A 17,775-nucleotide genomic window follows, 5' to 3' on the forward strand; every position below is an offset into this window, starting at 1 on the left:
TGACATGCTTCACCGATACGACCTGGGTGACCGAGTCAGTGCCGAAGACTCCGTGATTCTGAGAGCTGCGTTGGAGAATCACCAGAATGCCACTGATAAGATTGGGTGCGGCGTCAGCCATTTTAGCGTTCGTAGTGCTGATTTTGGCACTAGGTGCTTCTGGGTGAATCGCACTGATGGAACGACCGAAAAGTTTTCCATTTCTGCGTCTATCCGTGGGAGCTAAACGGAATACAGATTTTTTCTTCCGTAGAACGTAGATGTAGCTCTAACGCTATAAGCTCCAGAAATAGTTTCGATCAGCGTATCGGGACAACTTTTTTGTCCAAATCGTCCTTGATGGCGGACACTGAGAGATTGCCCGTAGCAGCCTCTTGAATGTGTTCGCTCCACCAAGCCATCATAGGGCGTCTACGTTCAATGTAGTCGGCTCGATTGTAGGCACTCCGTACTTCGTCTTTGTCTACGTGCGCAAGCGCGACCTCTATCAATTCAGGGTCCCATGCGTGTTCATTGAGAATAGTGCTCGCCATCGAGCGCATGCCATGACTTACTAAGCGCCCCTCGAAACCCATGCGTTTGAGTGCCATGTTGGCGGTCTGGCTGTTGCAGTGGTTGCGCGGGTTTCGGTCTGCAGGGAAGACGTACTCCCGGTGTCCGCTATAGGGCTTAATCGCTTCTAAGAGCGCCAGAGCTTGCTCCGTGAGCGGAATGATGTGTATCCGACGTTTCTTCATGCGCTCCGCCGGTATAGTCCAGATCTTCTTTGCGAAGTCGATATCAGCCCAGCGGGAAGTGGCAGCCTCGGCTGGCCGGGTCATAGTGTGAAGTTGCCACTCAATTAGGCAGCGCGTAGTTCTTTTTATGCTGGCATTGGCAATTGCCACCATGAGCTCTTTCAGCTCATCGGGCGCAAGGGCCGCCATGTTTTTCTTTTTGGGCTTTTTGAATACGGAGCGGATTCCACTGAGCGGATTCGCATGAATCAATCCCGAATTGACACCATAGGTCATGATCTCATTGAGGCGTTGGGTTAAACGTTTAACGGTTTCGAGACTGCCCTTCGTCTCGAGGGGGCGAAGCAAATTTATGACTTTAGGGGCCGTAATAGCAGAGATTGGGGTGGTGGCCAGATCAGGGAAGATATGGAGCGTGAGAGAGCGCCAAATATCCTCGGCGTACGCTGGCGTGACTGAATCCTTTTTGAGCTCGAACCACGCTGTCGAGATATTTTCGAAAGTGTGTTCTGTGGCTGCTTTTTTCGCGTGCCGCTCGGCGTCGCGTTTCTCTTTAGGGTCCAGCCCCTGGGCGACGAGCTCTCTCGCTTCCACGGTTCTCTTGCGTGCTTGAGCCAGGCTTACCTCAGGAAAGGTGCCCAATCCCATATTTATCCGCTTTTTCGTCACGGGTTGGATATAGTTGAAATTCCATAGCTTCGAGCCATTGATTCTCACTCGCATCTGAAGGCCGTTGCCATCGGTCAGTATGTAGTCTTTTTCCTTTGGCTTCGCGGCTTTGACTTTTACGTCCGAAAGGCGTGTGGCTTGGGCTCCCATGGTGTATTCCAGTGCTGTTTGTGTATTCCAAAAAATAGCAGGTGAGGGCTTGGAATACCACTTGGAATACACGAAATCGTAGATGGTCACGGATGCTGGTGGACGCTCGTGGACTCTAAATCCCTGTATTTACTGGATTTCAGGCACAAAAAAAGACGTCCGTGGACGTCTTTAGATGGTTGTTTGGTGGAGCCGGGGGGATTTGAACCCCCGTCCGCCAGTACTCCGCTGTCGGTACTACATGCTTAGCCGTGTCTACTGAGTTAATCCGCAGCCGCCCGACTGGCAGGGTGCATTGGACGAGCTGTGTAAGTTTTAGTCGCTTTGCCCACAGCGTGCTACACGACGATCCTGTTCTGCGTGACGGTCACTTTGGGTTTACAGGCATCCCCTCATGACCGCTGGCACCGAAGTAGCCAGGAGAGCGGCTCAGCTACCGTTAGGCAGCGAGAGCTTGGCCCTCGTAGGTTTCGTCATTGGCAACTATAGAAAGTTGCAACAGTGGATTTACGACTTCTGTTACCAAGTCGGCATGCACCTAAAGTTTCGCAACCGGCGTCGAATCCTAATCGGCCCCAGCCCCTGCTGATTAGGCAGGGGAGGCGTAGTCTACGCCATCTTGTCGCTTATGGCCAACCCGAAGGTTGGCCAAGGGCGAATCAACCTTTGCTTTTGTTCGCGTCCATCAGAATCTGCAGCGCATCGGTGGAGCGTGCGATGCATTTTTTCTCGTCGTTCGCGGCTTTGGCAGCGGTGGCTTCCTTGTAGGCGTCATCGAACTGGCTCTTGGCCGGGTCGCCCAGGGTCATGGAAGTGGTTTTCGCATCTTCGATTTTCTGGATGTTGACATCGCAGAGGTCTTCAGCGGCGAACACCGGCGAAGCGACAAGGGCAGAGGCTACGATCAGACCAGACAGATAAGTACGCTTCATTGTGAATCTCCTTACTCAAGGTGGACTCGGCGCTCGTTCGGTAGGAGTGGCGTCCGCAGTCAGAAATCGCCCGATTGTCGCCGGGCTTACTGAATGGACTTCGCCTGTTTGCAGGGGTTCTATTGAAAACGTCTACAAATGTAAAAAACTTCAGTGAGCACCAAAAGGGGGCGATATCGCCCCCGTAGCCGTCGTGATCGCGCACGATGCACGATGGTGGCACTTGAACTCTGTGTACCTGCTTCCCGGTGAGAGCAAGGGGGTTATCGAATTTGCAAGATTGGTATTACCAATTTACGATCACCTCGAATCAGGGGCACCTTCCCTGGGCGTTTCAATTTATTAGGCCACTGTTAAGGCCGAGTGTCTGTGCGCAAAGGATCGTAGAAGCCTGCGCGGTGGAGAGGTTTATGAGCATCAATCAAGTGCGCCCGCGGCGTTTGTCCGACGAGATCGTCGAACGTCTGGAGGGCATGATTCTGGAGGGCACGCTGCATCCTGCTGAGCGCCTGCCGGCGGAGCGGGTGTTGGCGGAGCAGTTCGGGGTGTCGCGTCCGTCCCTGCGTGAGGCGATCCAGAAGCTGGTGGCCAAGGGCATGCTGGTGAGCCGGCAGGGCGGTGGCAATTTCGTGTGCGAGAACCTGGGTTCGAGCTTCAGCGATCCGCTGTTGCAGTTGCTCGAGGGCAATCCGGATGGCCAGCGTGACCTGCTGGAATTTCGCCACACCTTGGAGGCGTCCTGTGCTTTCTATGCGGCGCAGCGGGCAACGGCGGTGGATCGGCAGCGGCTGGGGGAAGCTTTCGAGGCGTTGTTGGCGTGCTACGAACAGGTGGGGGTGGCTAGCCGGGAAGAGGAGGGTGTGGCCGATGCCAATTTCCATCTGGCGATTGCCGAGGCCAGCCACAATGCGGTGTTGCTGCACACCATTCGTGCATTGTTCGGCATGTTGCGGCGCAGCATGGTGGTGAATATCGGCGGCCTGTACGCGCAGCGCACGGAGACCCGCGACATGCTCATCGCTCAGCACCGTGAGTTGTATCAAGCCATCGTCGAAGGGCGGGCCGAGGATGCGCGGCAGTCATCGAGCCGGCACATTACCTATGTGCAGGAAGTGCTGGAGGAAGCGCGGCAGGAGGTGCAGCGCACGGAGCGGGCGCAGCGGCGCAATCATCTGTGAATATCAGCCGCGCCGATACTCCCGCGCGGCTTCGCCGTACTGGGCGCGAAACACGCGGCTGAAGTGGGCCATGTCGCTGAAGCCCCAGCGGTAGGCAATCTCGCTGATCTGCCGTCGGGCCAGGGCGGGCTCGCGCAAGTCGCGGGCGCAGGCGGTCAGGCGGCTGGCCAGCAGGTAGCGGCCGAAGGAGGTCTGCTCTTGCTGGAACAGGCTGTTGATGTAGCGCGGGCTGATGCCGAAACGCGCGCTGATGTCGGCCAGCGACAGTTCTGCATTGCCCAGGTGCGCATGGACGTGATCCTTGATGCGGAACAGCAAGGCGGTGCGGCGCGAGCCTTGGCTCAGCTGGCCTTTGCTGCGTTCGGCCAGGGCCATGGCCAGCAGGTCCATGCCGTGTTCACCCAGGCGCAGCTGGTGCAGGTCATCGAGTTGATTGTCCAGGCTCGACAAGCCCTGCAGGAAGTCGAACACCAGGCGTTCCAGTGGGTTGTTTCGTGACATCCGTAGCGCGGTCAGGTACTCCAGGTTACCTACACGGCGCTGCAGGCTGGCTCTGGGAATTTGCACCACGGTCTGGCGAAATGCGCCATCGAAGTGCAGGCGGTAGGGGCGGCGCGTGTCGTAAATGGCGAAATCGCCCGCCGCCAGGCTCGCTTCGCGGCCTTCCTGCAGCACCAGTGAACGACCTTCCCGCGCGAGGCTGAGCAACACATATTCTTCGTTGCTGAAGCCGATGCGGCGTGCATCGCGGACCACGGTCTGCTGCTGCGCGCAGACATCCACCACCGACAATTCACCCAGCTGACGGGCCTGCAAGCGACCCTGGAATGCCTCGGGTGTGGCGAGCTGGCACTCCAGCGGCACGAAGGTGTTGCACACCACTTCCTGCCAGTAGGCGGAGCGTTCCCTGGGCGCAATGGTGTCGGTATTGAATTGAATGCTCATGGCAATCGACCTTCATCGGAACCTGTACGGCGATTTACATGCAAGTCCTGCTCCGGTCGGGCGCGCAGTGCGCGGGCAGTCAACTTTCAGTTCCGCCTCGTCCTAATGGGGCGAGAGGTCTGGCGAATAGGCTCTGCACTACCGAGACAGCCGAGACCTTCGCCATGCAAAACCCGATCAAAGTCGCCTGCGTACAAGCCGCTCCTGTGTTCCTCGACCTGCATGCCACGGTCGACAAGACCATTGCCCTGATGCGTCAGGCCGCGGCCGAGGGCGCGCAGTTGATTGCCTTTCCCGAGACCTGGATTCCGGGGTATCCCTGGTTCCTGTGGCTCGACGCGCCGGCTGCGTGCATGCCGCTGGTGCATCGCTATCACTTGAACTCGCTGGTGCTCGACAGCGCCGAAGCGCGGCGCATCAGCGACGCTGCCCGGGAGTGCGCGATCCATGTAGTGCTGGGCTACAGCGAGCGCAGCCATGCCAGCCTGTACATCGGCCAATGGCTGATCGATGACCAGGGCCAGACTATCGGCGTGCGCCGCAAGCTCAAGGCCACCCATGTCGAGCGCACGCTGTTCGGCGAGAGCGATGGCTCGTCGCTGCGCACCTTCGACACGGCGCTGGGGACGGTGGGCGCGCTGTGCTGCTGGGAGCATTTGCAGCCGCTGTCCAAGTACGCGCTGTATGCCCAGCACGAGCAGATCCATGTGGCGGCCTGGCCGAGTTTCAGCCTCTACCGTCAGGCCACCAGCGCCTTGGGTCCGGAAGTGAATATCGCCGCTTCGCGGGTGTATGCGGCGGAGGGCCAGTGCTTTGTGCTGGCGCCGTGTGCGCTGGTGTCGCCGCAGATGCATGAGCTGCTGTGCGACACCGAGGCCAAGCGCCAACTGCTGGAGCCGGGCGGCGGCCATGCGCGGATCTTCGGCCCCGACGGCGGCGAACTGGCCACGCCCCTGGCCGAGGATGAAGAGGGGTTGCTGTATGCGACCCTGGACCCCAGCGCACTGATTTTCGCCAAGGCGGCGGCAGATCCGGCCGGGCATTATTCGCGTCCGGATGTCACGCGGCTGATGCTCAACCGTTCTGCCAATCCCTGTGTGGTTGATTTCAGCACACCGTTGCCGGCCGCTGTCGAGCCGTCCAGCGATGCGGGCGAAGCGGCCGTTATCGGCGAGGAGCTGTGACATGGATTCCGCGATTCCGGAACACCTGCGTCAGGCGCGGCGCTGCCCGCGCTCAACGCCCGAAGGCTATCAACCGCCATTCCCGGCCTGGTCGTCGCGCTTCAGCCCGCTGACCGGCCAGGTGGTGATGGCGTATTTCGGTGTGCAGGCACAGTTCGCTTTGGCATTGAGCGATCTGGCGCCGATAACCGAGCGTTTTGCTCATACGGGTGGCCCGTTGTTCTGGGACGCCGCCGAGTGCACTGACGCCCAGGGCTTTCACAATTGCATGGCGATTGCCTACTGGGCCGACGTGCAGGCCTTCGAAACCTGGCAGCAGCGCTCCGGCTTCGCCACCTGGTGGCAGGCAGCGGAGCGTGAACAGGGGCCGCTGGGTTGGTTCATGGAAGTGGTGTGTCCGACGGCGGATCGTTTCGAAACGTTGTTTTCCGCGCCCGATTCACCCGAAGGCATTGGTCATCTGGCGACGCATCTGAGCGAGCCGATCGAGGAGCATGGCTACTGGGGCAGTGCCCGCGATCGGCTGCCGCTGGCGCAGGTCGATGCGCTGAACGCCGGGCCTGTGGTCGACGCGTCAGCCGCCAGCGGTGTGCGCCGACGGCTGCAAGGGCGCGACAACCTCTGTTTGATTCGTTCAGGCCAGGACTGGAGTGCCACCCGCGATCGGGAACGCGGTTTGTACCTGGATGACGTTCGCCCGGTGCTGGAAACCGGCATGCGCTTCTTGCGTGATGAGGGTGGCGAGATTGGCTGCTTGAGCTGTCGCTTCATGCAGGTGTTGGACGCCGCTACCGGCGAGCCCTTGGAGAAGACCTTCGGTCTGGCCTGGTTCGATGACCTGGCCAATCTGGAGCGCTGGGCCAAGACCCATCCCACCCATGTGGCGATCTTCGGTGGCTTCATGAACTACGTGCAGACCCTGAATTTCCGGGTGCAGCTGCGGCTGTATCACGAGGTGTCGGTGATACCCGCCAGCGCGCAGTTTTTCCAGTACGTGAACTGTCATCCCGGCAGCGGCCTGCTGTCGCGATAGCCCGTGTAACCCATCCATCGGTGGCGCTGGCCGGCCCAGCGCCGGCCTCATCATGCCTGGAGTTTCGCCATGTCCCGTGTTGCCTGCGTACCCCGTTGCCTCGCTCTGCTTGCCTTGACCTGCGGCGCACCCGCCACTCACGCCCTGGAAATCACCGCGGGCGACTATGAACCCTTGCCGCTGGGCGCCAGTGCCCTGCTGGTGTATTTCCAGCATGCCGACAGCAGTGATTTCTATCAGAACGGCAACAAGGTGTCGGATCGCTTCAAGCTCAGAACCGACGTCAGTCTGTTGCGCTACATCCATTCCTTCGGCTTGGCCGAGAATGTGGTGGTAGAGCCGCAGTTCATTCTGCCCTATGGGCACCTGCATGCCAGCGGTGACGCCAGTGCCCTGGGCCAGACCACGGGCGTCGGCGACCTGATCGTTGGGGCGCCGGTGAAGTGGACGTTGAACACCGCGAACAAGGACATCTTCTCGCTGGCGCCTTATCTGTACCTGCCCACTGGCAGCTATGATCGCGATGATGCGCTGAACCTGGGCGAGAACCGCTGGCGGGTGCTGCTGCAAGCGGCCTATATCCATCACTTCAACGCGCAGTGGTCACTGGATACCGCTGCCGATGTGTCGTGGGTCAGCCGCAATCACGATTACACCAGTGCCGGCGTGACGCTCAAGCAACAGGCGCGTTATGAATACCAGGCGTACGCGCGCTACAACCTGTCGCCGATCACTCATTTCGCGGTCGGGGGAGGGCGTGTCGAAGGGGGTAGAAGTGCGGTGGATAACGTCAGTCTGGATGACCGCGCCGACACCACGTACGTACGGCTCATGGCAACGCACATGTTCGCGCCGTCGTGGCAGGCACAAGTGGAAGTAGGCCGCGATGTCGAAGTAGAGCAAGGCTTCAAGGAAAAAGCCCGCCTCAACCTCCGCCTAGCCAAACTCTTCTAACGCCGACCCAAAACCTAATGTAGCAGCGGCGTAAGCCGCGTCCCCCGCACCCCAGCTCCTGGCCAATCAGCCAAACCAGGCTGACGCGGCTTACGCCGCTGCTACTAGTCTTCTTTGCCTTTGTTGCGCACGGCGCGTTGCAGCTCGCGGTTGGAGTCGCGTTCGCGCTCGGTGTCGCGCTTGTCGTACTCCTTCTTGCCCTTGCCCAGAGCGATCTCGCACTTGATCAAGTGCTTGCTCCAGTACAACGACAGCGCCACGCAGGCGTAGCCTTTCTGCTGCACCTGCGCGAACAGCTTTTCCAGCTCGCGGCGGTTGAGCAGCAATTTACGGGTGCGCGTAGGGTCGGCGATGACGTGCGTGCTGGCCGTGGTCAGGGGGGTGAAATGGCTACCCATCAGCCAGGCTTCACCGTCCTTGAGCAGGACATAGCTGTCGACCAACTGCGCCTTGCCGGCGCGCAGGCTCTTTACTTCCCAACCGGCCAGGACCAAGCCAGCCTCGAACCGATGTTCGATGAAGTAATCGTGTCGCGCTTTCTTGTTCTGCGCGATGGTCCCTGTAGGGTGTTTCTTTTGTTTAGCCATAGGGCGCGCATTATAGGCAGTCGTCGCGCTCTCGGCTACGGTATTGCTACGTGCTTGAGACGTTCCTGTGAATACCGGACAATGCGCGATCTTTTTGGATAGCCTGGGCTTGCTCGTTGTCGACTGCTAAGCCTCGCAATTTCGTTGGTGCCCCTTGCTTGTGGAGGGAGGGCCTCTTTTATTTTCAAGGCGCCGTTGGCGTCATGCGGTCGCTGTATCTCGGTGCACCGGCCGCCCAGCTTTGGAAGTGACGCTCGCATGACTACCCATATTCAACGGTCGGCTCTGCTGCCTTATCCCGCTCAAGCCCTGTATGACTTGGTCAACGATGTGTCGCGCTACCCTGAATTTCTGCCGTGGTGTTCCTCCACAACCGTGATCGAGGAAACCCCGGAGCTGATGCGTGCCAGCCTGGAAGTGGCCAAGGGTGGCCTGAGCCAGCGCTTCGTCACACGAAACACTCTGGTGCCCGGCCAGTCCATCGAGATGAATCTGGAAGAAGGCCCGTTCAACCAGTTCCACGGTGTGTGGGTCTTCAAGCCGCTGGGCGAGAAGGCCTGCAAGATCAGTCTCGACCTGTCGTTCGACTATGCCGGTTCCATCGTCCGCGCCACCTTGGGCCCGCTGTTCAATCAGGCCGCCAATACACTGGTCGATGCGTTCTGCCAGCGCGCCAAGCAATTGCATGGCTGAGCCGATGCTGGACGTGGAAGTGGCCTATGCAGCTGCTGATGATCAGCTATTGATGGCCCTGCAGGTGCCGCTGGGTACTACCGCAATGCAGGCGGTAAAGCTGTCGGGCATCGCTGAACGGTTTCCTGATGTCGATTTCCCGCAGTGCGCCATGGGGATTTTCTCCCAAGTGCTGGCGGCACCTGCGCAATACGTTTTGGCTCAAGGTGACCGGGTCGAGGTGTACCGCCCACTGCTCGCCGACCCGAAAGAGGTGCGGCGATTGCGCGCAGCCAAGGCGGCTCGGGATCGCAAGGTTTCTTGAGGCGGCGGGGTGTTCCCAACCCGCAGACGAAAAAAAGCCCGGCATGCCGGGCTTTTTTCTGTTCGCCGATTTACTGGGGCGAAGTGTCCAGCGGCTGAGGTGCTGGCACGGGGACGGTCTTGACGCCGTCGACGTCGCGCTGAATTTCTTCGAGCATCGAGCCAGGCTTTGGCGGCTCATCAGGCTGCTGCTGCTCGCCCTGCGGCGGGGTCACGCTCGGCGTGCCGTCGTTGCCCAGGATCGATTGATCCTTGCTCACGCCGGGCATGAAATCACCGGACAGGCTGACCAGTTGATCGTTGCCGTTGAAGAAAATGCTCATGCGTTCCTGCTGGCGTTCACCGCCGCCTGGCTGCAGGCTGTACAGGTAATCCCAGCGGTTGGCATGAAACGTGTCGACCAGCAGGGGGTTGCCCATGATAAACCTTACTTGCCGACGGGTCATTCCGGGCCTTAACTGGTCTATCATGTCCTGCGTGACGACATTGCCCTGCTGGATGTCGATTTTGTAAACCCCGGGGAATGAACAACCGGCGAGTGCGAGCAGTCCCACGAAGGTGAGGCTGGTTAGCAAGTGCTTGGTGTTTTGCATCGGTGGGCGACTTCCACTATCTTGGCTGGGACAACGTAAACCCCGATCATACCCGCATTAAGAGAAGCTGCGAAGCAGCATCGTCGAGAAAGCTGACCATGGTTGAAAATAGCGAACTACGTAAAGCCGGCCTCAAGGTGACCCTGCCACGGGTCAAGATTCTGCAAATGCTGGATTCAGCCGAGCAGCGTCACATGAGTGCCGAGGACGTCTACAAGGCGCTGATGGAAGCTGGCGAAGATGTGGGCCTGGCCACGGTTTACCGTGTTCTGACTCAGTTCGAAGCAGCAGGTCTGGTAGTGCGCCACAACTTCGACGGCGGCCATGCCGTCTTCGAACTGGCCGATGGCGGCCACCACGACCACATGGTGGACGTGGACTCGGGTGAGGTCATTGAATTCACCGATGAAGCCATCGAGAAGCGCCAGAAGGAAATTGTGACCGAGCATGGCTTGGAGCTGGTCGATCACAACCTGGTGCTGTACGTGCGCCGGCCGAAGTAATCGCAGGATGCGCAAAAAGGCGACCTTTGGGTCGCTTTTTTTGTGGGTGACTGTTCGGGCTTTTGGGGGGGCTGGAAGGGCCCCATCGCGGGCAGAGCCCGCTCCCACAGGAAGCTCAGTCTTCCGGTTGGTTGGGGGCATGGTAGGGGGCTGTGCGGGCCTCATCGCGGGCAGAGCCCGCTCCCACACAGAGCCCGCTCCCACAAGGGGGGCGGTGTGGGGTGGGATTGGTTGGAGGGCGGGGATTCCTTGTGGGAGCGGGCTCTGCCCGCGATGGGGCCCGCAAGTTCACCGCACAGCATCGACCATCACCCCTTGGCCGTCACCACCATCTTCTTCGCGTGCGCCAACGACTCCTTGGTCAGGTCGATACCCCCCAGCATCCGCGCCACCTCTTCCACGCGCTCACCCTTGCCCAGGTTCGACACCGCAGTACGCGTCTCATCGCTGCCGCGCACTTTGTGCACGAACAAATGGTGGTGCCCTTGGGCTGCTACCTGAGGCAGGTGAGTCACGGTCAGCACTTGGCCGCGCTCGCCCAGCCGGCGCAGCAGCTGTCCGACGATTTCCGCCGTCGGCCCGCCGATCCCCACGTCCACTTCGTCGAACACCAGCGTCGGCACTCGCGAGGTCTGGGCGGTGATCACCTGGATGGCCAGACTGATCCGGGACAGCTCACCACCCGAGGCCACCTTGGCCAAAGGTTTCATGGGCTGGCCCGGGTTGGCGCTCACCAACAGCTCGACCTGCTCCAACCCATTGGGATGCAGATCTTCGTGGGCGTTGGGCCGCAGCTCGATGGTAAAGCGCCCACCCGGCATGCCCAGGCGCTGGATTTCCACCTCTACGGCACTGGCCAGTTGCGCGGCGGCGTGGGTGCGCAGGCCAGTCAACTCCTGCGCCTTCTCTTGATAATGACGGGCGTAGGCGGCAATCTCTTCGCCCAGCCTTTCGATGGATTCATCGCTGGCGTTCAGGCCTTCCAGCTCTTCCAGCAAGCGGTGCTGCAGCGCCACTACTTCGGTGGGGTGCACGCGATGCTTGCGCGCCAGGGTGTAGATGGTGTCCAGGCGTTCTTCTATATGTTGCAGGCGGGCCGGGTCGGCCTCGAAGTTATCGAGGAAGCGATTCAGTTCGCCTACCGCTTCTTCCACCTGTATCTGAGCGGTGGACAACATCGAAGCGGCCTCACCCAGCGCATGGGGTGCATTGCTCACCGCCCCCAGGCGATTGAGGCTCGCCGTCAGCGCGCTCAGCACATTGCCCGAGTCGTTTTCACTGCAATGGTCGATGACTTGCCGGCAGATGCCGAACAACGCTTCGGCGTTGGTGAGGTTCTTGTGTTCCTGCTCCAGCTGTTCGAGTTCGTTTTCACCCAGGCCGAGGTTCTCCAGCTCTTCGAGCTGGTAGCTCAGCAACTGGTGGCGAGCCCGCTGTTCATCGCCGGAATTGGACAGGCGTTCGAACTCCTGACGGGTCTGGCGCCACTTCTGCGCGGCCAAGTGCACCTGGCGTGCCAGGTCGGTGGCACCGGCATATTCATCGAGCAGGCGCCGGTGGGTGTCGGTCTTGAGCAGCGACTGATGTTCATGCTGGCTGTGGATATCGATCAGCAGTTCACCCAGCGACTTGAGGTCACCCAGGGGGCAGGGCGTGCCGTTGATATAGCCGCGTGAGCCGCCCTTGGCGGTGATTACCCGGCGCAGGATGCACGGCCCTTCGCTGTCCAGGTCGCGCTCGGCCAGCCAGGTGCCGGCTTCGGGGATGTCAGCCAGGTCGAAGGTTGCCAGGATATCCGCCTTGTCCGCACCTGGGCGCACCACGCCACTGTCGGCTCGGTCGCCCAGCGCCAGGCCCAGAGCGTCGAGCATGATCGACTTGCCCGCACCGGTTTCACCGGTGATCACGCTCATCCCACGCTCGAGCTCGAGGTCCAGATGTTCGACGATGGCATAGTTGTGTACGGACAGGTGCACCAGCATAAGACCGCCCCCAAGGCATGAATGTCTGGTTATTTATACAGTGTTTTATCCAGTGCTGACAATCTCACCCGTTAGCTCGATTCACCATGAAAACCCAAACCCTTATACCTGTAGCAGCGGATTCATCCGCGTCCCGCCTCGACGCGGCCCTCCTCGGAGCGCCGTAGAAACCTGACGCGGATGAATCCGCTGCTACGGGGCCTCTTGAAGCTGGGAATTGCGACCCCATATACCGGGACAGAAGCGCGAGTCGACCTCGCGGACGTTATCGAAAGGAGAGCAACAATGGCTGACGAACAGAATCTGGACGATCAGAATCTAGACGCGAAACCAGCTGCCGACGCCGGCGCTGAAGACCTCACCGCACGTGTGCAGGTGCTCGAAGAGCAGTTGGCCGCCGCCCAGGATCAGTCCCTGCGCGTTGCTGCCGACCTGCAGAACGTTCGCCGCCGTGCCGAGCAGGATGTAGAAAAGGCGCACAAGTTCGCCCTGGAAAAATTTGCGGGCGACCTGCTGCCGATCATCGACAGCCTGGAGCGCGGCATCGAGCTGTCGAACCCGGACGACGAAAGCATTCGCCCCATGCGCGAAGGCATCGAGCTGACCCTGAAGATGTTCCAGGACACGCTCAAGCGCTACAACCTCGAAGCGTTGGACCCGCACGGCGAGCCGTTCAACGCCGAGCACCATCAGGCCATGGCCATGCAGGAAAGCGCGGACGTCGAACCCAACAGCGTGCTGAAAGTGTTCCAGAAGGGCTATCAGCTCAATGGCCGCCTGTTGCGCCCGGCCATGGTCGTGGTCAGCAAGGCTCCGGCACCGGTTTCGCCTTCGATTGACGAACAGGCTTGAAATCGGCCGCCAGGCCCCCATTTAAGAGTCAAGCGTTTCAGTGCTACCGCAGTCAGCCACCACTGCTGCGGCAACCAAATCCAAATTTTCGGGCCATAGCGCCAGGAGAAGAAACATGGGCAAGATTATCGGTATCGACCTGGGGACCACCAACTCCTGCGTCTCCATTCTGGAAAACGGCAAGGCCAAGGTTATCGAGAACGCCGAAGGCGCTCGTACCACCCCGTCGATCATTGCATACGCCAACGACGGTGAAATTCTGGTCGGCCAGTCCGCCAAGCGTCAGGCAGTCACCAACCCGCACAACACCCTGTACGCGGTGAAGCGTTTGATCGGCCGTCGCTTCGAAGAAGACGTCGTGCAGAAAGACATCCAGATGGTCCCTTACAAGATCGTCAAGGCTGACAACAACGACGCCTGGGTCGAAGTCAACGGCCAAAAAATGGCACCGCCACAGATCTCGGCTGAAATCTTGAAAAAGATGAAGAAAACCGCCGAAGACTACTTGGGCGAAGCCGTGACCGAAGCGGTCATCACCGTACCGGCCTACTTCAACGACAGCCAGCGTCAGGCCACCAAGGACGCCGGCCGTATTGCCGGTCTGGACGTCAAGCGCATCATCAACGAACCTACCGCGGCCGCACTGGCCTACGGCATGGACAAAGCCAAGGGCGACCACACTGTCATCGTTTATGACCTGGGTGGCGGTACCTTCGACGTGTCCGTGATCGAAATCGCCGAAGTAGACGGCGAGCACCAGTTCGAGGTGTTGGCCACCAACGGCGACACCTTCCTGGGTGGTGAAGACTTCGACATCCGCTTGATCGACTACCTCGTAGACGAATTCAAGAAAGAAAGCGGCATGAACCTCAAGGGCGACCCGCTGGCCATGCAGCGCCTGAAAGAAGCAGCCGAGAAAGCCAAGATCGAACTGTCCTCGAGCCAGTCGACCGACGTCAACCTGCCGTACATCACTGCAGACGCGACCGGTCCGAAGCACCTGAACGTGAAGATCTCCCGCGCCAAGCTGGAATCGCTGGTCGAAGACCTGGTTCAACGCACCATCGAGCCCTGCCGCATCGCCATGAAAGACGCCGGTATCGACGTCGGCGCGATCAACGACGTGATCCTGGTCGGCGGTCAGACCCGTATGCCGCTGGTGCAGAAGCTGGTAACCGATTTCTTCGGCAAAGAAGCTCGCAAAGACGTCAACCCTGACGAAGCCGTTGCCATGGGTGCTGCCATCCAGGGCGCCGTTCTGGCCGGTGACGTCAAAGACGTTCTGCTGCTCGACGTCAGCCCGCTGACCCTGGGTATCGAAACCATGGGCGGCGTGATGACCGCGCTGATCGAGAAGAACACCACGATTCCTACCAAGAAATCGCAGGTATTCTCGACCGCCGATGACAACCAGGGCGCTGTGACCATTCACGTGCTGCAAGGTGAGCGTAAGCAAGCCGGTCAGAACAAGTCCCTGGGCAAGTTCGACCTGGCCGAGATTCCACCGGCGCCACGCGGTGTGCCACAGATCGAAGTGACCTTCGACATCGACGCCAACGGCATCCTGCACGTCGGCGCGAAAGACAAGGCTACTGGCAAGACCCAGTCCATCGTGATCAAGGCCAACTCGGGTCTGTCTGAAGAAGAAATTCAACAGATGGTTCGCGACGCCGAAGTCAACGCTGAAGAAGACCGCAAGTTCGAAGAGCTGGCCGCTGCCCGTAACCAGGGTGATGCACTGGTGCACTCGACTCGCAAGATGGTCGCCGATGCGGGTGACAAGGTCTCCGCCGAAGAGAAAACCGCTATCGAAGCTGCTGTAGTAGCGCTGGAAACTGCGGTCAAGGGCGACGACAAGGCTGCTATCGACGCCAAGGTCGAAGAGCTGTCCAAAGTCTCCGCGCCAGTGGCTCAGAAAATGTACGCCGACCAGGCCGAAAAACCTGAAGGCGCAGCGGCCCAGCCAGCGGAAGAAGCCGGTAAGCACGACGACGTCGTCGATGCCGAGTTCGAAGAAGTGAAAGACAACAAGTAAGCACTGCTTGTTGGTCGGCCGGTTGACTGTGCTTGCACAGTGACTGGTAGGATGTCGCCGCGCGGGGGCTTGCTCCCGCGTTGGCGTGTCTGGAATACACGAATTTTAACAACATGCGACAGCGATCGGATGTTGGCGGCGCGGTCAGCGGCGCCCCTGCGTGCTGGCTCCCAAAAGAGTACAAAGACTTATGGCAAAGCGTGACTATTACGAGGTTCTGGGGGTGGAGCGTGGCTCCAGCGAGGCCGATCTGAAAAAGGCCTATCGCCGCCTCGCGATGAAACACCACCCGGACCGCAACCCGGACAACAAAGAGTCGGAAGAAGCATTCAAAGAGGCCAATGAGGCCTATGAAGTGTTGTCCGACGCCAGCAAGCGTGCGGCCTACGACCAGTACGGTCATGCCGGCGTCGACCCCAGCATGGGCGGCGGCGGTGCAGGCTTCGGCGGGCAGAACTTCTCCGATATCTTCGGTGACGTGTTCAGCGACTTCTTCGGCGGCGGCCGCGGTGGTGGTCGTGGCGGTGCACAGCGGGGCAGCGACTTGCGTTACACCCTGGAGCTGAACCTGGAAGAGGCCGTGCGCGGCACCACGGTCAGCATCCGCGTGCCCACCCTGGTCAACTGCAAGCCGTGCGACGGCAGTGGTGCCAAGAAAGGCTCTTCGCCGATCACCTGCCCCACCTGTGGCGGTATCGGTCAGGTCCGCATGCAGCAAGGCTTCTTCTCGGTGCAGCAAACCTGCCCGCGTTGCCACGGCCAGGGCAAGATCATCTCCGACCCTTGCGACTCCTGCCATGGCGAAGGCCGTGTCGAAGAGTACAAGACCCTGTCGGTGAAAGTGCCGGCCGGTGTCGACACCGGTGATCGCATTCGTCTGTCGGGCGAAGGCGAGGCGGGCGCTCAGGGTGGCCCGACGGGCGATCTGTACGTGGTCATCAATGTGCGTGAGCACGCGATTTTCCAGCGTGACGGCAAGCATCTGTTCTGCGAAGTGCCGATCAGCTACACCGACGCGGCCCTGGGCGGCGAGCTGGAAGTGCCGACCCTGGACGGTCGGGTCAAGCTGAAGATCCCGGAAGGCACCCAGACCGGCAAGCAATTCCGTCTGCGTGGCAAGGGCGTTGCCCCGGTCCGTGGCGGCGGCGCTGGCGACCTGATGTGCCGCGTCGCGGTGGAAACGCCGGTCAACCTCAATCGTCGGCAGCGTGAGTTGCTGGAAGAGTTCCGTACCTCGCTGGAAGGCGACGACTCCCATTCGCCGAAGGCCAATGGCTGGTTCGAAGGTGTGAAGCGTTTCTTCGGTGACCTGTAAGGCATAAGGATTCGAGCATGCGACGTATAGCTGTGATGGGCGCCGCCGGGCGCATGGGCAAGACCTTGATCGAAGCGGTACAGCAGGCACCGGGTGCCGGCTTGACTGCGGCGGTCGACCGTCCCGACAGCACCCTGGTGGGTGCCGACGCCGGCGAGCTCGCTGCACTGGGCCGCATCGGTGTGCCGTTGTCCGGTGACATCGCCAAGGTGGCCGACGAGTTCGACGTGCTGATCGACTTCACTCACCCTACGGTGACCCTGAAGAACCTGGCGTTCTGCCGCAAGGCGGGCAAGGCCATGGTGATCGGCACCACCGGCTTCAGTGTCGAGGAAAAGGCGCTGCTGGCTGAAGCCGGCAAGGACATCCCAATCGTCTTTGCTGCCAACTTCAGCGTCGGCGTTAATCTGTGCCTCAAGCTGCTCGACACCGCTGCTCGGGTATTGGGTGACGAGGTCGACATCGAGATCATGGAGGCTCATCACCGGCACAAGGTCGATGCCCCTTCGGGTACGGCGGTGCGCATGGGTGAAGTGGTCGCCAATGCCCTGGGGCGTGACCTCAAGGAAGTGGCCGTATACGGTCGCGAAGGCCAGACCGGCGCCCGTGATCGCCAGACCATCGGCTTCGCCACCGTGCGTGCCGGTGACGTGGTGGGGGATCACACGGTGTTGTTCGCCGCCGACGGCGAGCGCGTCGAGATCACCCACAAGGCGTCCAGCCGCATGACCTTTGCCAAGGGGGCCGTACGTGCGGCGCTGTGGCTCGACGGTCGTGCGCCGGGGTTCTACGATATGCAGGATGTACTGGATCTGCATTGAGGCTGATGACTGCTTCGCGGCTCGGCGCCGCTCCTGCAGGGTAACCTCGGAAACCTTGTGGGAGCGGGCTCTGCCCGCGACCAGGCCCTCGATACCGCCGCAAAACCCCGCCCCCTGTCGCATCACGCGAACTCCGCAGCGCATTTGCGGTAGACCAAAACACCTCTTTTCTGTAAGCTACAGCTTTAGTGTGTCCACTAAAAGCGCGCAGATAATTCGATGAAAAGAAGCGGGGTGACGTATCCATACGGCATTCCGCTTTTTTACAACCTGCGATCGCCCTTTCAGGCTTTATTTACGGGAGGTCTT

18 protein-coding genes and 1 other RNA gene are annotated in these 17,775 nt (G+C 60.2%); 12 read left to right on the forward strand and 7 right to left on the reverse strand.

The genetic code is table 11. The features are described from left to right. Nucleotides 1-4 precede the first annotated feature (4 nt). Nucleotides 5-226 (forward strand): DCL family protein, encoded by a 222-nt coding sequence (locus tag B3397_RS05170; protein WP_296248000.1) that lies wholly within the window; start codon nucleotides 5-7, stop codon nucleotides 224-226. 73 nt (nucleotides 227-299) lie between these two features. Here the strand turns inward: B3397_RS05170 and B3397_RS05175 are convergent, their stop codons facing one another. From B3397_RS05175 to B3397_RS05185, 3 genes are all read right to left on the reverse strand, one after another. After that, nucleotides 300-1,556: an integrase domain-containing protein gene (locus B3397_RS05175; RefSeq protein WP_296248001.1), complete on the reverse strand. Its 1,257-nt coding sequence runs from the start codon at nucleotides 1,554-1,556 to the stop codon at nucleotides 300-302. 184 nt (nucleotides 1,557-1,740) lie between these two features. Further along, nucleotides 1,741-2,133: a transfer-messenger RNA gene (gene ssrA / locus B3397_RS05180) on the reverse strand. Nucleotides 2,134-2,215: 82 nt separating this feature from the next. After that, complete coding sequence (locus tag B3397_RS05185; RefSeq protein ID WP_296247882.1) at nucleotides 2,216-2,488, reverse strand: hypothetical protein; 273 nt, start codon at nucleotides 2,486-2,488, stop codon at nucleotides 2,216-2,218. Between the two features lie 410 nt (nucleotides 2,489-2,898). Here B3397_RS05185 and B3397_RS05190 point away from each other — a divergent pair, with 410 nt between their 5' ends. Beyond that, the gene (locus B3397_RS05190; protein WP_296247884.1) at nucleotides 2,899-3,666 is read left to right on the forward strand and encodes an FCD domain-containing protein; all 768 of its coding nucleotides are present in this window, start codon (nucleotides 2,899-2,901) and stop codon (nucleotides 3,664-3,666) included. Between the two features lie 3 nt (nucleotides 3,667-3,669). On the opposite strand, the gene B3397_RS05195 is transcribed toward B3397_RS05190, so the two are convergent. Next, nucleotides 3,670-4,611, reverse strand: coding sequence for a helix-turn-helix domain-containing protein (locus B3397_RS05195; protein WP_296247886.1), 942 nt, complete (start codon nucleotides 4,609-4,611; stop codon nucleotides 3,670-3,672). A gap of 164 nt (nucleotides 4,612-4,775) precedes the next feature. On the opposite strand from B3397_RS05195, the gene B3397_RS05200 reads away from it, so the two are divergent. The 3 genes from B3397_RS05200 (at nucleotide 4,776) to B3397_RS05210 (ending at nucleotide 7,782) form a co-directional block, all read left to right on the forward strand. Beyond that, entirely contained in the window at nucleotides 4,776-5,795 is a 1,020-nt protein-coding gene (locus tag B3397_RS05200) for a nitrilase (RefSeq protein WP_296247887.1), read from the forward strand. A gap of 1 nt (nucleotide 5,796) precedes the next feature. Further along, nucleotides 5,797-6,828 (forward strand): phenylacetaldoxime dehydratase family protein, encoded by a 1,032-nt coding sequence (locus B3397_RS05205; RefSeq protein WP_296247889.1) that lies wholly within the window; start codon nucleotides 5,797-5,799, stop codon nucleotides 6,826-6,828. A gap of 69 nt (nucleotides 6,829-6,897) precedes the next feature. After that, complete coding sequence (locus B3397_RS05210; protein WP_296247891.1) at nucleotides 6,898-7,782, forward strand: transporter; 885 nt, start codon at nucleotides 6,898-6,900, stop codon at nucleotides 7,780-7,782. A 104-nt stretch (nucleotides 7,783-7,886) separates the two neighbouring features. Here B3397_RS05210 and smpB read toward each other — a convergent pair whose 3' ends face one another. Further along, nucleotides 7,887-8,369 carry an SsrA-binding protein SmpB gene (gene smpB, locus B3397_RS05215; protein ID WP_296247892.1) on the reverse strand — a complete coding sequence of 161 codons (483 nt, stop codon included), beginning with the start codon at nucleotides 8,367-8,369 and terminating at the stop codon, nucleotides 7,887-7,889. A gap of 258 nt (nucleotides 8,370-8,627) precedes the next feature. On the opposite strand from smpB, the gene B3397_RS05220 reads away from it, so the two are divergent. Continuing rightward, nucleotides 8,628-9,062 (forward strand): type II toxin-antitoxin system RatA family toxin, encoded by a 435-nt coding sequence (locus tag B3397_RS05220; protein ID WP_296247894.1) that lies wholly within the window; start codon nucleotides 8,628-8,630, stop codon nucleotides 9,060-9,062. After that, nucleotides 9,055-9,366 carry an RnfH family protein gene (locus tag B3397_RS05225; protein WP_296247896.1) on the forward strand — a complete coding sequence of 104 codons (312 nt, stop codon included), beginning with the start codon at nucleotides 9,055-9,057 and terminating at the stop codon, nucleotides 9,364-9,366. Before B3397_RS05220 ends, B3397_RS05225 begins: the two co-directional genes overlap by 8 nt. A 70-nt stretch (nucleotides 9,367-9,436) precedes the next feature. Here the strand turns inward: B3397_RS05225 and B3397_RS05230 are convergent, their stop codons facing one another. Then, entirely contained in the window at nucleotides 9,437-9,958 is a 522-nt protein-coding gene (locus tag B3397_RS05230; protein WP_296247897.1) for an outer membrane protein assembly factor BamE, read from the reverse strand. Between the two features lie 98 nt (nucleotides 9,959-10,056). Here B3397_RS05230 and fur point away from each other — a divergent pair, with 98 nt between their 5' ends. Further along, entirely contained in the window at nucleotides 10,057-10,461 is a 405-nt protein-coding gene (gene fur, locus B3397_RS05235; RefSeq protein ID WP_296247898.1) for a ferric iron uptake transcriptional regulator, read from the forward strand. Nucleotides 10,462-10,769: 308 nt separating this feature from the next. Here fur and recN read toward each other — a convergent pair whose 3' ends face one another. Continuing rightward, nucleotides 10,770-12,443: a DNA repair protein RecN gene (gene recN / locus B3397_RS05240; protein ID WP_296247900.1), complete on the reverse strand. Its 1,674-nt coding sequence runs from the start codon at nucleotides 12,441-12,443 to the stop codon at nucleotides 10,770-10,772. A 285-nt stretch (nucleotides 12,444-12,728) separates the two neighbouring features. On the opposite strand from recN, the gene grpE reads away from it, so the two are divergent. From grpE to dapB, 4 genes are all read left to right on the forward strand, one after another. Further along, complete coding sequence (grpE, locus tag B3397_RS05245) at nucleotides 12,729-13,295, forward strand: nucleotide exchange factor GrpE (RefSeq protein ID WP_296247902.1); 567 nt, start codon at nucleotides 12,729-12,731, stop codon at nucleotides 13,293-13,295. A 115-nt stretch (nucleotides 13,296-13,410) separates the two neighbouring features. Next, entirely contained in the window at nucleotides 13,411-15,330 is a 1,920-nt protein-coding gene (dnaK, locus tag B3397_RS05250) for a molecular chaperone DnaK (RefSeq protein WP_296247904.1), read from the forward strand. A 190-nt stretch (nucleotides 15,331-15,520) separates the two neighbouring features. Further along, nucleotides 15,521-16,645, forward strand: a complete 1,125-nt coding sequence (gene dnaJ, locus B3397_RS05255) for a molecular chaperone DnaJ (RefSeq protein WP_296247906.1) — start codon at nucleotides 15,521-15,523, stop codon at nucleotides 16,643-16,645. A gap of 17 nt (nucleotides 16,646-16,662) precedes the next feature. Beyond that, entirely contained in the window at nucleotides 16,663-17,466 is an 804-nt protein-coding gene (gene dapB / locus B3397_RS05260; RefSeq protein ID WP_296247908.1) for a 4-hydroxy-tetrahydrodipicolinate reductase, read from the forward strand. Nucleotides 17,467-17,775: the final 309 nt, after the last annotated feature.

Source organism: Pseudomonas sp. UBA4194 (genome assembly GCF_002379585.1).
Taxonomy (GTDB): Bacteria; Pseudomonadota; Gammaproteobacteria; order Pseudomonadales; family Pseudomonadaceae; genus Aquipseudomonas.